Consider the following 14,984-nt stretch of genomic DNA (forward strand, 5'->3'; position numbering starts at 1 on the left):
TCCACACCCCGTGTGATAATGGCCACGGATCGTGGATTATTCAAACGGTGTAGGATCACCTGCACCAACACGGACAATTTCCATCTCGTCATTACTGAAATCGATCACCGTAGTCGGCTGTTCACCTAAATAGCCACCATTGATGATCAAGTCCACCGCATGTTCCAATTGATCGCGGATTTCATCGGGATCGGATTCTGTCGTTTCGTTGCCCGGCAAGATCAATGACGTCGACATCATCGGCTCGCCCAAGGCTTCCAGCAACGCCAAGGCAATCGCGTTATCCGGTACACGAATACCGATACTTTTACGCTTCGGATTCATTAAACGACGCGGCACATCTTTGGTGCCTTTAAAGATAAACGTGTACGCGCCTGGCGTGTTGTTACGCAGCAAACGGAACGCCACATTATCGACCCGTGCGTACACCGATAGCTCGGATAAGTCACGGCACAGTAAGGTAAAATTGTGCTTATCGTTTAAGCGGCGGATCTGACAGATACGCTCTAAGGCAGATTTATTTTCCAACTGGCAGCCTAGTGCATAGCCGGAATCGGTCGGGTAAACAATCACGCCGCCGTCACGAATGATCGCCACGGCTTGATTGATCAAACGCACTTGTGGCGTTTCTGGATGCATATAAAAATATTGACTCATTCTTCCTCCGTCGGAAGTGGGTTGCCCGTAGGCTGTTCTTCGTCAATGCGCTTCTTCTCGACTGTCCACTCATGCCAGACCTCAGTCACGCCTTTCGGTAACCAAAGGTTACGTCCCAGCTCGGTCCATGGTGAAGGATAGTGAAAGTCAGAGCCCTGTGAAGCCAATAACTGGAAATCAATGGCGTAGTCACCCAGCACGCGGCGTTCGACCGGTGCTTGCTGTGGCAATGCCACTTCCATCGCGTCCCCGTTCGCGTCTTTGAATGCGGCGAGCAAACGCTTAATCCATTTCGCGGTCATATTATAGCGCCCCGGGTGAGCCAAAACCGCTTGTCCTCCCGCTTGGTGGATCACGTCCACGGCTTCTGCAATGGCGCACCAATCCGGCGGGACATACCCCGGGTTATTGCGGGTTAAATATTGCTTAAACACGGCCTGCATGTTCTTGGCATAGCCCTGTTCGACGATCCACTGAGCAAAATGGGCACGGGTTAATGTCGCGCCATTGGCGATGGCTTTGGCCCCAGCCAACGCGCCCGGCATACGATTTTTCTCTAACCGCTCACCCATTAATTCGGCACGCGCGACGCGACGCGCAGCCTGCGCCTCAATCAATGCAACCAACGCAGGATGTTCGGGATCAATCTGCAAACCGACAATGTGAATATCAAAATTATGCCAAAGTGTCGATATTTCAATCCCTTTGATCAGAGTTATTGGCAAATTTTGTGCTGCAATCGCAGCCTCTGCCGCCGTCAAACCTGCGACGGTGTCATGGTCAGTAATGGCCAGTACATCGACTCGGCGCTCTACCGCGCGAGCCACCAGTTCTTCTGGCGTCAAACGCCCATCCGACGCCGTGGTGTGGGTATGTAAATCAAACAACATAAATTAAATTCTTGACTTTGGTTTTATGAACTAGTTTACTAGTACGTAATTACTCGATATCACGATGTACTCACGTTACAGGATATTTACATGTTACAGCAAATTCCTCATTCACTCTGCGCTTTATTTTCTTGGTGGTGGCACCACGCAACGCGGGTTGTGGAATCTGCTGTGCCTCGAGCCAGATAATTCCCGCCCGCACCTTGCGGGCTTTTTTATACCCAAATAACCATAACGGCGAAAAAATCGTCAGAGAAAAAACTAACAATCAGTCAATAACAGCCAAATTCAGCGCCAGACACGGCCCCGACGCCGAGCGCCAACGACTTAAAAGGAAAACGCCATGATCATCGTCCTCAAGCCCAACGCTACCGAAGCACAAGCCAAAGAAATTTTAACGCGCATTGAAGCTGCAGGCCTGAAGCCGCTTTACATGCCGGGTGTCGAACGCATTGTTCTCGGCGCATTAGGCGATGAGCGTGTGCTGGAGCAACTTCACCTTGATGCTTACCCGTGTGTCGAAAACGTCAAACCCATCCTGACCAAGTACAAAATGGTCAGCCGCGAAGTCCAAGCCCATGACACCGTCGTTCGCTTTGGCAATGCCACCGTGGGCGGCGACAAGTTTGCGGTCATTGCCGGCCCCTGCTCGGTGGAATCAGAAGCCCAGCTGCTGTCTGTGGCCGAAGTGGTGAAGCAACACGGTGCGGTGGCCCTGCGTGGCGGCGCGTACAAACCCCGCACCAGCCCGTACGATTTTCAGGGCATGGGCGTAGAAGGGTTAAAACTGCTCAAACTGGCCAGTGAGCAACACGGCATCCCCACGGTGTCGGAAGTGATGGAAGTGAGTCAAATGGAGGACATGTGTGCGTACGTTGACTGTCTACAAATCGGCGCACGTAACATGCAAAACTATGCTCTGCTAAAAGCTGTCGGCGAAAGCCAAAAACCGGTCTTGCTCAAACGCGGACTTTCAGCCACTATCGAGGAGCTGCTTTTAGCAGCGGAATACATCTATGATGCAGGAAATCCAAACATTATCCTGTGTGAGCGAGGTATCCGCACCTATGAGACAGCCACACGTAACACATTGGATTTAAATGCCGTCGCTTACTTAAAACAACGCACACACCTTCCGGTTGTCGTTGATCCAAGCCACGGTACGGGTGTGCGTGAACTGGTGATCCCGTTATCACGTGCCGCCGCTGCGGTGGGCGCTGATGGCATTATCGTTGAATCACACCTTAACCCGTGTGAAGCATTGTCTGACGGTCACCAGGCATTAACCGGTCCAATGTTTGAGCAGTTGATGCAAGAGCTAAAACCGTTTGTTGAAGCGGCAGGGAGAACGCTGTGAACACTACCCCCTTAGGCACTGGCAAGCTGGAGCTGCTAAGCCTGGATGTCCCTTACGTGGCGGAGCCGACGGAGTTGTATTACTCCGTCTGTGGCAACCGCCCACATAACTTGCTGTTGGAGTCGGCGGAAATCGACTCCAAGCAAGATCTGAAAAGCCTGATGTTGATTGATGCGGCGGTACGCATTGTCTGTCGGGGCAAGCAAGTGCGTTTGGAAGCCTTGACCGATAACGGCCTGAACGTCCTGCAAACGCTGGAACCCCAGATCGCCGAAGGCATTGCCGTTCAGCGCGAGAAAGCGTGCCTGATTTTACATTACCCCACCGCCGAACGCGCATTGGATGAAGACAGCCGATTGCGTGAGCCGTCATCGTTTGATGCGCTGCGCATGATCCAACACGCGTTTGATCTCACCGGTCAGCCTCGCGAAGCGCTGTTCTTAGGCGGCTTATTTGCCTACGACGTGGTCGACAGCTTCGAGCCGTTGCCTGCGGTTGCGCAAGATAATCAGTGTCCCGATTACCTGTTTTACATTGCCGAAACCTTACTGGTGATCGATCACCAACGCCGCAAAGGCAAGCTGCAAGCGACCCTGTTTGGTGGCGATCAATACACCGCCAGCTATTTTGAACTCAGTCGCCGTTTGCAACACATCAAAGAAGCCTGTTTGGCGCCTAAACCCTTACCGGCTGCAGAATTACTGGCTGAGTGTGAACCTACCACCAGCATCAGTGATGAAGCGTTTTGCCAACAAGTCGTCGACCTCAAGCAACACGTGATCAAAGGCGATGTGTTCCAAGTGGTACCGTCACGCCAGTTTTCCTTGCCGTGCCCATCCCCCTTGGTGGCCTATCAAGCCTTGAAAGTCGGCAACCCAAGTCCGTACATGTTCTACCTGCAGGATGCCGATTTCACTGTGTTTGGCGCCTCTCCTGAAAGTGCGTTGAAATACTGCACCGACAGCAACCAAGTCGAAATCTACCCGATCGCCGGCACACGCCCGCGCGGTAAAAATGCCGATGGCTCGATTAACTTGGATTTAGATGGCCGCATCGAGCTGGAACTGCGCAGCGACATGAAAGAGAACGCCGAGCACATGATGCTGGTGGACTTGGCCCGTAACGATGTGGCGCGGATCAGTGAGCCGGGCACCCGCTATGTGGCCGATTTGCTACAAGTGGATCGCTACAGCCATGTCATGCACTTGGTGTCACGTGTCGTCGGCCAACTGCGTGGCGATCTGGATGCGCTGCACGCCTACCAAGCCTGCATGAACATGGGCACACTCACCGGTGCACCGAAAATTCGTGCGATGCAATTGATCCGTGATGTGGAACAACGTCGTCGTGGCACCTACGGCGGTGCCGTGGGGTATGTGACCGGTCAAGGTGATATGGACACCTGCATTGTGATCCGCTCAGCCTACGTCGAAAACGGTATCGCCAGCGTGCAGGCCGGTGCGGGTGTCGTCTATGACTCGGTACCACAAGCCGAAGCCGATGAAACACGCAGCAAAGCGCAAGCGGTGATCAATGCGATCCGTTCCGCCCACAGAATGCCCGCCATGGGTTCTTCAACAAGCACACCCAAACGGTAAAGGACGCATCCCATGACACAACCGCATATTGTATTACTCGATAACTTTGATTCCTTTACCTATAACTTGGTGGATCAGTTCCGCTCACTCGGGTGTTCGGTCACGGTGTACCGTAACAGTCTGAGTGCGGCGCAAGTGGAAGCCGCCATTGACCAAGCCATCGCAGACAACGCCAAACCGGTACTGGTGCTGTCACCCGGGCCGGGCGCGCCAGCAGACGCCGGCTGCATGCCAGAACTCATCACTCGTCTGCGCGGCAAAGTGCCAATGATGGGTATTTGCCTCGGCCATCAAGCCATTGTGGAAGCCTACGGCGGTACCGTATCGGGTGCCGGTGACATTGTGCACGGCAAATCGGCCATGATGCGCCACAACCACCACCCGGTGTTTGGCGATCTCGCCAGTCCGTTGTCGATTGCCCGTTACCACTCGCTGATCGCGCAAGATGTGCCAAGCGATCTACGTGTGATTGCCGATGTCGATGGCCTGGTAATGGCAGTGACACACGACCACGATCGTGTGTGTGGCTACCAGTTCCACCCTGAATCGATTCTCACGACCCAAGGAGCCCAGCTGCTGACCAACACGCTGGCATGGGTCATGTCGTCCTCCCAATAATCGTATGACGGTATTCACGACGACACTTTAACAAGGATAAGAATTATGGATGCGACCATCTCAACGCTCATCAACAAGCTGTATGACCAGCAAGCACTGAGCCAAGACGAAAGCCAGACGCTGTTTGATGCCATCATCAAAGGCGATATCGATCCCATTGCGCTGGCGGCCATTTTGACGGCCCTGAAAATTAAAGGCGAAACCCCCGCGGAAATCGCCGGTGCCGCGAAAGCCCTGCTGGCCAACGCCAACCCGTTTCCTCGCCCTGACTATGATTTTGCCGATATCGTCGGCACAGGCGGTGACGGCGCGAACACCATCAACATTTCGACCACGGCCGCGTTTGTGGCGGCCGCCTGCGGGGTGAAAGTCGCCAAGCACGGCAACCGTGGCGTATCAAGCAAATCAGGCTCGTCGGATCTGCTCGATAAATTCGGGATTGATTTGGCAATGGCACCGGAAACCGCGCGCGAAGCATTAGACGAACTGGGTGTTTGCTTCTTATTTGCACCGGAGTACCACGGTGGTGTTCGCCACGCGATGCCCGTGAGACAAACCCTGAAAACCCGCACCATCTTTAACGTGCTGGGCCCTTTGATCAACCCTGCCCGCCCGAATATCGAACTGATGGGCGTCTACGACAATGCTTTGGTCCGCCCAATTGCGGAAACCATGGCAGCCATGGGCATGAAGCGCGCGGCCGTCGTACACGGCAGCGGCTTGGATGAAGTCGCCATTCACGGTGAAACCACCGTCGCAGAAATCATTGATGGAGAAATCAAAGAATACACCCTAACGCCGGCGGATTTTGGGCTAGAGAGCCACCCGTTGGAAGCCATTAAAGGCGGTGAGCCGGAAGAAAACCGCGCCATCATCACCAACATCCTCACCGGCAAAGGCACCGACGCGCAAATGGGCGCCGTCGCCGTCAACGTGGCCTTGCTGCTGCGCTTGTTCGGACAAGAGGATCTGAAAGCCAACACCCAGCAAGCCCTTGCCGTGATGCAATCCGGCAAAGCGTATGCGCTGGTCAGCCAACTTGCTGCACGAGGTCAATAATGGAAACCGTATTAGCCAAAATCGTCGCCGATAAACGCCTGTGGGTTGACGCGCGTAAACAGCAACAACCACTGGACAGCTTTATCGATATGCTAACCCCTAGCGATCGTTCCTTTTACGATGCCCTGTCCAGCGACAATGCCGTGTTCATTCTGGAGTGCAAAAAAGCCTCCCCGTCCAAAGGGCTGATCCGTCAGGACTTCAACTTAGATGCCATCGCCGCCGTCTATAACGGTTACGCCAATGCCATTTCCGTGCTGACCGACGAGAAGTATTTTCAGGGTAACTTTGACTTTCTCCCCGTGGTACGCCGTCAGGTGACCCAGCCGGTATTGTGCAAAGATTTCATGATTGACCCGTATCAGGTCTATCTGGCTCGCCATTATCAGGCCGATGCCATCCTGTTGATGCTGTCTGTCTTGGATGATGACACGTACCGTGAATTAGCCACGCTGGCTGACAGCCTGCAGCTTGGCATTCTCACCGAAGTCAGTAACGAAGACGAATTAGAGCGTGCGATTGCCCTGAACGCCAAAGTGGTCGGGATCAATAACCGTAACCTGCGTGATCTCAGCATCGATCTTGACCGTACCAAGCAGCTGGCACCAAAACTGCCGGAAGGCACCATTGTGATTTCTGAATCCGGCATTTACACCCACCAGCAGGTGCGTGATTTAGCCGCTTACGCCAATGGCTTTTTGATTGGCAGCTCACTGATGGCCGAAGACAACATTGAGCGCGCGGTTCGCCGTGTACTGCTCGGCGACAACAAGGTGTGTGGCCTGACCCATGCCGATGATGCAGCCGCCGCCTATCAAAGCGGGGCGGTTTACGGCGGGCTGATCTTTGTGTCTGGCTCACCGCGTCAGGTTGATATCGAGCAAGCCCGTATGATCATGAGCGGTGCACCTCTGCAATACGTCGGTGTGTTCCGCAATGCCGATCCGGATGCCATCATCAAAGCCGCGCACGCCCTGTCACTGTCCGCCATTCAGTTACATGGTGACGAAACCCCGGACTACGTGCAGGGACTGAAAGCACAACTGCCTGTCGAATGTGAGATTTGGAAAGCCCACGGCGTCAGTGACACCGTGCCAGAACTGGCGCAATGGGATGTGGATCGTCACCTGCTCGATACCCAAGTCGGCCAACAGTCCGGCGGCACCGGTATCGCCTTTGACTGGCAATTGATCCCTGCGGCAGATCGCCAACGCATCATGCTGGCTGGCGGTTTGACCCCCGATAACGTCATGGATGCGGCCCACATCGGCTGTAAAGGATTAGATTTGAATTCCGGTGTTGAAAGTGCGCCGGGCAAAAAAGATTCATCAAAATTGAAAGCGGCATTTGCGGCTATCAGAAAGTATTAAGGACTAAACAGACTATGAGCAAAATTAACGCTTACTTTGGTGAATTTGGCGGACAGTATGTACCGCAAATTCTCGTGCCAGCGCTGGATCAGCTTGAGGCCGCTTTCGTTGATGCCCAACAAGACCCGGCTTTCCAGCAGGAATTTATCACGCTGCTCAAAGAGTATGCCGGTCGCCCAACGGCGCTGACACTGTGTCAAAACCTGACCAAAGGCACGAAAACCAAGCTCTACCTGAAACGTGAAGATCTGTTACACGGCGGCGCACACAAAACCAATCAGGTGCTGGGTCAGGCTTTGCTGGCTAAACGCATGGGCAAACATGAAATCATCGCAGAAACCGGTGCAGGTCAACACGGCGTGGCAACAGCACTGGCCTGTGCCTTGCTCGGCCTGAAATGTCGTGTGTACATGGGTGCGAAAGACGTTGAGCGCCAGAGCCCGAACGTATTCCGCATGAAACTGATGGGCGCGGAAGTGATCCCGGTACATTCAGGCTCTGCCACGTTAAAAGATGCGTGTAACGAAGCCATGCGTGATTGGTCTGCTACCTATGACACAGCTCATTACCTGCTCGGCACCGCCGCAGGGCCGCACCCGTTCCCGACCATTGTGCGTGAATTCCAGCACATCATTGGGGAAGAAACCAAAGCGCAAATCCTCGACAAAGAAGGTCGCCTGCCAGATGCGGTCATCGCCTGTGTTGGTGGCGGCTCAAATGCCATTGGTATGTTTGCCGATTTCATTGACGAAGAGTCCGTTGGCTTGATTGGGGTGGAACCGGCCGGTAAAGGACTGGATACCGACATGCACGGCGCACCATTGAAACACGGCAAGCTGGGAATTTTCTTCGGCATGAAAGCCCCGTTGATGCAAGACCAACACGGGCAAGTGGAAGAATCGTATTCCGTGTCTGCCGGTCTGGATTTCCCATCTGTAGGGCCACAGCACGCCCACTTAAATGCCATTGGCCGCGCCACCTATGAAGCGGTCACGGATGATGAAGCGCTCGATGCTTTCCAATCCTTGGCGCGTAACGAGGGGATCATCCCGGCACTTGAATCGGCGCACGCACTGGCCCATGCGCTAAAAATGATCCAAGCCAACCCTGAAAAAGAACAGCTATTAGTCGTGAACCTGTCCGGTCGTGGCGACAAAGATATCTTCACTGTTCATGATATCCTAGACGCAAAAGGAGCGCTGTAATGGATCGTTATCAAGCACAATTTGCCCGTTTAGCCGCCAACAACGAAGGTGCATTTGTGCCGTTTGTTACTATCGGCGATCCCAACCCTGAGTTGTCCCTCACGATCATTGAAACCTTGGTCGATGCCGGTGCCGACGCACTGGAGCTAGGGATCCCATTCTCCGATCCTTTGGCCGATGGCCCAACCATTCAAAGTGCCAGCATCCGTGCCTTAGCCTCCGGCACGACGCCTGCCGTCTGTTTCGACCTGATTGCGACAGTACGCGCCAAATACCCAGACACACCGATCGGCCTATTAATGTACGCCAACTTGGTGTTTGCAAACGGTGTGGATGCGTTCTATCAACAGTGTGCGGCCGCAGGGGTCGATTCCGTGCTGGTTGCCGATGTGCCCGTCAAAGAGTCGGCCGAATTTCGTGCCGCAGCGGAAAAACACGGTATTCACCCGATCTTCATTGCGCCGCCCAATGCCAATGAAGACACCCTGAAAACCGTGGCACAGTACGGCGGCGGTTATACCTACTTGCTATCACGCGCAGGGGTAACGGGGACAGAAACCAAAGCCGGTATGCCGATTGGCCCATTACTTGACCGCTTAAAAGCCCATCAAGCTCCTCCTGCCTTATTGGGTTTTGGTATTGCGGAACCGGCGCAGGTAAAAGAAGCGATTGAGGCCGGGGCGGCAGGCGCCATTTCCGGCTCTGCGGTCGTCAAAGTGATTGAAAAAAATCTCAATGATGAAGCCGCACTGTTAGCCAACATGCGCACCTTCATCAGCGAGATGAAAGCCGCAACCCGCTAACAGCGAACATCAAGAACAACAGTACAAGACAGAAAAGGGCCAGGTTGCCCTTTTCTTTTTTATCCTCTCTTCCCCTTCCCGCACACCTCACACCTCGCACCCCGCACCCCGCACCCCGCACTTCAGAATGCGCGCCGTCACCCGCATCAACATCACAAAAATGTGAGTGAATTGTCACTCAACCGATACACACTTGATAAATACTTCAATTAACCATTGAATCTGCGTAGACTTGCGAGTAAAACAAAAAGGCAACATATTGGGTTGCGCATTTACATAATTACAAAATAAAAACCCAATAACACTTCAACGAGTAACAAGCACAACTGAGGTACACACCGTGTTAAATGAAAAAGGCGTATTCGGTAATATTGGCGTGCAGGTCATTATTGCTATGTGTATCGGCACCGTGGTCGGCGCGCTCATGGGCCATGACGCCAGTATTTTCGCCCCACTTGGTAGTATTTTCATTCACTTGATCAAAATGTTAGTGATCCCATTGATCGCTGTCGCCATCATTTCAGGGGCGGCCGGTCTGGGCAGCAGTCATTCGGCAGGGAAAGTCGGAGTCGCCACCTTGGGCTTTTTTGGCCTCACCTCAGCAGTCGCGGTCGGGCTGGCCTTGTTCATGGGGGAAATATTTGAACCCGGTGTTGGCGTGGATGTAAAAGGCGTCGAAGGGCTGTTTTCCAACGTCTATGCCGATAAGGGCGATCTGCCTACATTTTGGGCCACGCTGGAAGGCATGATCCCGACCAACATTTTCCAGTCACTCAACGAAGCCAATATCCTCCAAATTCTTGTGTTCTGCCTGTTCTTTGGTATTGCGCTCTCCAAACTGGAAAAAGACCGCCGTGATCCGTTACTCAATGGGATCAATGCCATCGTCGATGCCATGGTTTGGATGATCAATGTGGTCATGAAAGTCGCGCCATTGGGGGTTTTTGGCCTGATGGCCGATGCGGTCGGCACCTTTGGATTCAGCGCCCTTGAAGTGGTCTTAAAGCTGTTTGTGGTGTATGTCATTGCCATTCTGATCTACGGGTTCTTGTTCTATCCAGCGTTGATCAAAGTCTTCAGTAACACGTCCCCACGCGCCTTCATTTCGGCGATGAAAAAGCCGCAAGCTGTAGCACTGTCAACCGCCTCCTCCATGGCGACACTGCCTGTCACCATGGAAGTGTGTGAAGAAGAGCTGGGGGTAAAAAACGCCACTGCCGCCTTTGTGTTACCGCTGGGAGCGACCATTAACATGAGTGGCAACGCCATTTACTATGGCTTGGTGGCGGTGTTTTTCGCGCAAATGTTCAACGTCGATTTGGATATGACCGCCTATATTGCCATTATCCTGACCGCGACATTGGGCGCGATCGGGCAAGCCGGTGTACCGGGGCCCTCCTTCTTGGTGGTCGCCGTGCTGTTAGCCGCCGGGATCCCGATTGAAGGTCTGCCGTTATTGTTCGCCCTCGATCGTATTTTCGACATGATCCGTACCGCATTAAACATTACGGGCGATGCGGCCTGTGCGGTGATCATTGATAGCATCAACACCCCTAAATAAACGCACAACCTGCGCGCTTTTGTCTCTATCCAGCCCTATCACGCCCGTCTAACGGGCGTGTTTTTACGGGCATACCTTGTGCTACACCAGTTGCTCTAATCCGCCCAGCGAGAGCCCCAGCACCATCACAGCAGCAATAATGAACGCCATCTGCACCGCCATCGAGACCCCTGCCAGTACAAGCCCGACGATCGCGTTGACACCAAAAACAAAGGTATAAACCGCCCCTGTCACGAAAAAGGAAACGACCGCGGCGATCACGCCCGCCCCTGAAAACACAATCAGTACCACACTCAATACAATGGATAATATCGTCGCCAGCACACACAGCCCCGCGCTTGGGCTATCAACGTCCAGCAGCTTTGCCGACAACTTGATCGACAACACGGTAAAAACAAGCATCGCTAATATCACTAGAATGGTATCCATACCTCACCCATCAGCCATAATTACATCAAGCTCTAGTAGAACAAAAAATACACAGATGCACATACATTAACGTGCTGATTGTTCTCAATCATGGAGGTATCCTGATGATATTTTGTACTAACATGCAACGATTACACGCCATCATGCTCTCTGCATCCCAGCATTGACCTTATATCAAATGTGATTGGCATCACATAATATCCCTGTATGATGGCTCTCTTTTTCATCCAAGAGGTTGTTACGATGAAACAACTCATTGACTTCATCCCCCTCATTATTTTCTTCGTGTTGTATAAAACCCATGACATTTTCGTTGCGACAGGCGCCTTAATTGCCGCCACCATTGTGCAAGTGATTGTGACATGGTTTTTGTATAAGAAAGTCGAGAAGATGCAACTGGTCACCCTGGTCATGGTCACCGTGTTCGGGGGATTGACGCTCTATCTGCACGACGACAATTTCATTAAATGGAAAGTCACCATCATTTATGCATTGTTTGCGATTGGGCTTTTAGTCAGCCAATACCTGGGTAAGCCGTTGATCAAACGTATGTTAAACCATGAGATACAACTGCCAGAATACGTTTGGCAGCGCATAAATACCGCTTGGGCGCTGTTTTTCATTGTATGTGCATGCGTGAATGTCTATATTGCTTTTCGCCTGCCACTCGATGTCTGGGTAAACTTCAAAGTCTTTGGCTTATTAGGTCTGACCTTGGTGTTCACCCTTGCCACTGGCGGCTATATCTACCACCATTTGCCTAAAGAATCCGATTCAGAATAAGACAGAGTCGTCCCATGACTGCAGAAAATACTATCCCGCGTGGGCAACTATTGCTACGTACCCTTGCTATGCCAGCTGATACCAACGCCAATGGTGATATTTTTGGTGGGTGGATCATGTCCCAACTCGATTTAGCCGGTGCGATTTTGGCTAAAGAAATTTCTGGCGGCCGTGTCGTCACCGTTTCCGTCGACAGCATTGCATTCAAAGCGCCTGTCAAAGTGGGTGATGTTGTGTGCTGTTACGGTGAGTGCAACCGCATCGGCAACACCTCAATGAGTGTGTCCTTGGAAGTGTGGGTAAAACCTGTTGCCATCGACGGTGTGGGTGATCGTTACCGAGTCTGTGAAGCAACCTTCAACTATGTTGCAATCGACAGCAATGGTCGTCCCCGTCCGGTTAAAAAAGACTAACAAATACAGGCCAAACGCCCTAACCGCTAGTTAGGGCGTTTTTTTTGAATTAGTATGTAACCCTTCTAATCCCTTATTGATTTTGCATTCGCAGCGCCCTTTTCTTGAACCATCATGGCCTGCGAGTACCAAGGAGACATGTCACATGTGGTACGTTATTTTTTCTCAGGATGTTGAAAATAGCCTTGAGCGCCGCTTAAGTGTCCGTGATAAACACTTGGCTCGTCTAAGTGCCCTACAAGAAGAAGGGCGTCTGTTGGTTGCCGGTCCAATGCCAGCCATCGACAGTGACAACCCAGGTGAAGCAGGTTTCACCGGTTCAACCGTGATCGCGGAGTTCAACACCTTGGCCGACGCGCAAGCTTGGGCCGATGCCGATCCGTACATCGACGCCGGTGTTTACGAGAAGGTGATCGTGAAGCCGTTCAAAAAAGTGCTGCCGTAAGCCTTGCTTCGGGAACACCTTGAACATAACACGGTCTATTCAACGACTTTTATCGTAACCATCCACTGAGATACCCGCATGCTAAAACGAACACTCGCTCTTTTGGCCGTCACCTTGTTGGCCGGCTGTGCGTCCAATGGTGACGAAGATGCTGTGCTTAACCTGGCGAAGATGCGCGCGACAGCCATTAACAGTAAAGCCCCGTATGAGAAAATCGACCAATACCAGATCATGAAAGCGAAAGCGCGTGAGAACGTGGTCGAAATCACCATTTTATACGGCGGTGGCGGAAATACCCCACCGACCACAGCGGCCAAAAATGCCGCCATCAACTACTGTAACAATGACGAACTCACCCCGCTCGTTAGCGAAGGCGTGAATTACAATATTGTGATCATGGACATGCGTGGCCGCCCAATGGTAAGCCAGCCAGTCAATACAGAAGTGTGTAGCACCCTGACAAATTGATGGTGCCTATTCCGGTTACGTGAATACATGATCGGCAACACTGAAACAGCACAAACAAAAACGCCAGCATGCATTGCTGGCGTTTTTTTATGGGTCGACAAACGACTCACTGGCGATCGAAGATCAATACCTTCAAGCCACCTTCCGGATCGATGTCTTTAAATTCAGGTGGATTATCCAGGCGGTACTGGTAATGCAGTTCTGGGGCTTCTGTGGCCATCCCTTCAATTAGGAACGACGACGATACACCCGGATCATTCACACACGCTACCACTTGCCCTTCGGCTGTCAGCAACTCAGGCAAACGACGCAGAATTTTCTGGTAGTCTTTCGTCAGCGCAAAACTGCCCTTCTGGAACGATGGCGGGTCGATAATGATCATGTCATACGGACCCAACTTGCGCACTTTGCCCCACGACTTGAACAGCTCATGGCCCAAAAAGCTCACTTTCGACAGATCATGCTGATTCAAGTGGTGGTTGTCACGGCCACGGCTCAGTGCCGCTTTTGCCATGTCCAAGTTCACCACATGCTCGGCACCACCGGCAATCGCTGCGACGGAAAAACCACAGGTGTAAGCAAACAGGTTTAAGACGCGTTTGCCTTCGGCGTGCTTCATCACCCACTCACGGCCTAAGCGCATATCCAAGAACAAACCGTTGTTTTGCTTACGGCCCAAATCCAGCTTGAACGTCAGGCCGTTTTCTACCACGTCCTGATAATCACGGCTCTCGCCCCACAACACCTCTAGCGGTGAGCCTTCACGGTCACGGTGTTGTAGCAACAACGCCGAGGCACCCGACTGTTGCCATACTTCCGATGCGGTCAGGGTGGTCAACACACGGTGCAGCTCGGCCAAAAAATCGTCTGAGGGTTCTTTAAACAAAGACACCAACACTTGACCGGATAACCAGTCAACGGTCAATTGCTCCAAACCCGGCCAACAACGACCACGGCCATGAAAAAGTCGGCGTACTTCCGTTGGCGGTGTCGCCAACGCAGCCATCAAGTGTTGCTCAAGAGTAGGTAGTGCACTAATTTCCATCACGATACTGCATTTAGTTAATGTGGATAGGATGACGCACGCATTCACGCGATCAATTTTAGCTGTTCTTGCTCAGGAAGACGGTGGCTAGCTAGCAGCACATATTCGGCTTGCATGCGCGCCTGATGCTGGCGGCGCGCACGTTGTTTAACCAGTTTACGATGTCGACGAAATGACGCCAGCCCCCAAAAACGCGTTTTATTCTTTTTTTTCTTTAATCGCATACGTAGCGATACAGAACGGGTAAGGCGCATGGTTTTCCTCGATCTAGGTGGTATCCTAG

The 14,984-nt window shown here is 52.5% G+C and carries 17 protein-coding genes; 12 read left to right on the top strand and 5 right to left on the bottom strand.

What is annotated here, in order from left to right:
* Nucleotides 1–36: 36 nt before the first annotated feature.
* On the bottom strand, nt 37–657 hold the full coding sequence (locus ACSF8W_RS09490; protein ID WP_500847052.1) for an L-threonylcarbamoyladenylate synthase: 621 nt from the start codon (nt 655–657) through the stop codon (nt 37–39).
* A complete protein-coding gene (gene rnm / locus ACSF8W_RS09495; protein WP_500847053.1) occupies nt 654–1,547 on the bottom strand; it encodes an RNase RNM in 894 nt (297 codons plus the stop codon). The genes ACSF8W_RS09490 and rnm overlap by 4 nt, the downstream gene beginning before the upstream one ends.
* Before the next feature lie 343 nt (nt 1,548–1,890).
* Between rnm and ACSF8W_RS09500 the strand changes: the two genes are divergently transcribed.
* The 8 genes from ACSF8W_RS09500 to ACSF8W_RS09535 all read left to right on the top strand — a co-directional run bounded on the left by ACSF8W_RS09500 (nt 1,891) and on the right by ACSF8W_RS09535 (nt 11,118).
* Nucleotides 1,891–2,904, top strand: a complete 1,014-nt coding sequence (locus ACSF8W_RS09500) for a bifunctional 3-deoxy-7-phosphoheptulonate synthase/chorismate mutase (protein WP_500847055.1) — start codon at nt 1,891–1,893, stop codon at nt 2,902–2,904.
* Nucleotides 2,901–4,502, top strand: coding sequence for an anthranilate synthase component 1 (locus tag ACSF8W_RS09505; protein ID WP_500847057.1), 1,602 nt, complete (start codon nt 2,901–2,903; stop codon nt 4,500–4,502). Before ACSF8W_RS09500 ends, ACSF8W_RS09505 begins: the two co-directional genes overlap by 4 nt.
* Before the next feature lie 12 nt (nt 4,503–4,514).
* A complete protein-coding gene (locus ACSF8W_RS09510) occupies nt 4,515–5,120 on the top strand; it encodes an aminodeoxychorismate/anthranilate synthase component II (RefSeq protein WP_500847059.1) in 606 nt (201 codons plus the stop codon).
* 45 nt (nt 5,121–5,165) lie between these two features.
* Nucleotides 5,166–6,179, top strand: coding sequence for an anthranilate phosphoribosyltransferase (trpD, locus tag ACSF8W_RS09515; RefSeq protein ID WP_428477106.1), 1,014 nt, complete (start codon nt 5,166–5,168; stop codon nt 6,177–6,179).
* Nucleotides 6,179–7,549, top strand: coding sequence for a bifunctional indole-3-glycerol-phosphate synthase TrpC/phosphoribosylanthranilate isomerase TrpF (gene trpCF / locus ACSF8W_RS09520; protein ID WP_500847061.1), 1,371 nt, complete (start codon nt 6,179–6,181; stop codon nt 7,547–7,549). The genes trpD and trpCF overlap by 1 nt, the downstream gene beginning before the upstream one ends.
* A 14-nt stretch (nt 7,550–7,563) precedes the next feature.
* Nucleotides 7,564–8,754, top strand: coding sequence for a tryptophan synthase subunit beta (trpB, locus tag ACSF8W_RS09525; RefSeq protein ID WP_500847063.1), 1,191 nt, complete (start codon nt 7,564–7,566; stop codon nt 8,752–8,754).
* Nucleotides 8,754–9,557 carry a tryptophan synthase subunit alpha gene (trpA, locus tag ACSF8W_RS09530; protein WP_500847064.1) on the top strand — a complete coding sequence of 268 codons (804 nt, stop codon included), beginning with the start codon at nt 8,754–8,756 and terminating at the stop codon, nt 9,555–9,557. The genes trpB and trpA overlap by 1 nt, the downstream gene beginning before the upstream one ends.
* 340 nt (nt 9,558–9,897) lie before the next feature.
* The gene (locus tag ACSF8W_RS09535; RefSeq protein WP_500847066.1) at nt 9,898–11,118 is read left to right on the top strand and encodes a dicarboxylate/amino acid:cation symporter; all 1,221 of its coding nucleotides are present in this window, start codon (nt 9,898–9,900) and stop codon (nt 11,116–11,118) included.
* Between the two features lie 81 nt (nt 11,119–11,199).
* On the opposite strand, the gene ACSF8W_RS09540 is transcribed toward ACSF8W_RS09535, so the two are convergent.
* Complete coding sequence (locus ACSF8W_RS09540; protein ID WP_500847068.1) at nt 11,200–11,547, bottom strand: hypothetical protein; 348 nt, start codon at nt 11,545–11,547, stop codon at nt 11,200–11,202.
* Nucleotides 11,548–11,790: 243 nt separating this feature from the next.
* Here ACSF8W_RS09540 and ACSF8W_RS09545 point away from each other — a divergent pair, with 243 nt between their 5' ends.
* The 4 genes from ACSF8W_RS09545 (at nt 11,791) to gspS2 (ending at nt 13,656) form a co-directional block, all read left to right on the top strand.
* Nucleotides 11,791–12,330 (top strand): septation protein A, encoded by a 540-nt coding sequence (locus ACSF8W_RS09545; RefSeq protein ID WP_500847070.1) that lies wholly within the window; start codon nt 11,791–11,793, stop codon nt 12,328–12,330.
* A gap of 14 nt (nt 12,331–12,344) precedes the next feature.
* Nucleotides 12,345–12,743, top strand: a complete 399-nt coding sequence (yciA, locus tag ACSF8W_RS09550) for an acyl-CoA thioester hydrolase YciA (protein ID WP_500847072.1) — start codon at nt 12,345–12,347, stop codon at nt 12,741–12,743.
* A 145-nt stretch (nt 12,744–12,888) separates the two neighbouring features.
* Nucleotides 12,889–13,188: a YciI family protein gene (locus ACSF8W_RS09555; RefSeq protein ID WP_500847074.1), complete on the top strand. Its 300-nt coding sequence runs from the start codon at nt 12,889–12,891 to the stop codon at nt 13,186–13,188.
* A gap of 78 nt (nt 13,189–13,266) precedes the next feature.
* A complete protein-coding gene (gspS2, locus tag ACSF8W_RS09560) occupies nt 13,267–13,656 on the top strand; it encodes a type II secretion system pilot lipoprotein GspS-beta (protein WP_500847076.1) in 390 nt (129 codons plus the stop codon).
* Between the two features lie 106 nt (nt 13,657–13,762).
* Here the strand turns inward: gspS2 and ACSF8W_RS09565 are convergent, their stop codons facing one another.
* Together ACSF8W_RS09565 and ACSF8W_RS09570 are read right to left on the bottom strand one after the other, a co-directional pair.
* Complete coding sequence (locus ACSF8W_RS09565) at nt 13,763–14,701, bottom strand: class I SAM-dependent methyltransferase (protein WP_500847078.1); 939 nt, start codon at nt 14,699–14,701, stop codon at nt 13,763–13,765.
* 44 nt (nt 14,702–14,745) lie between these two features.
* Nucleotides 14,746–14,955: a hypothetical protein gene (locus tag ACSF8W_RS09570; RefSeq protein ID WP_428477117.1), complete on the bottom strand. Its 210-nt coding sequence runs from the start codon at nt 14,953–14,955 to the stop codon at nt 14,746–14,748.
* Nucleotides 14,956–14,984: the final 29 nt, after the last annotated feature.

Source organism: Photobacterium sp. 270122K, assembly GCF_059941365.1.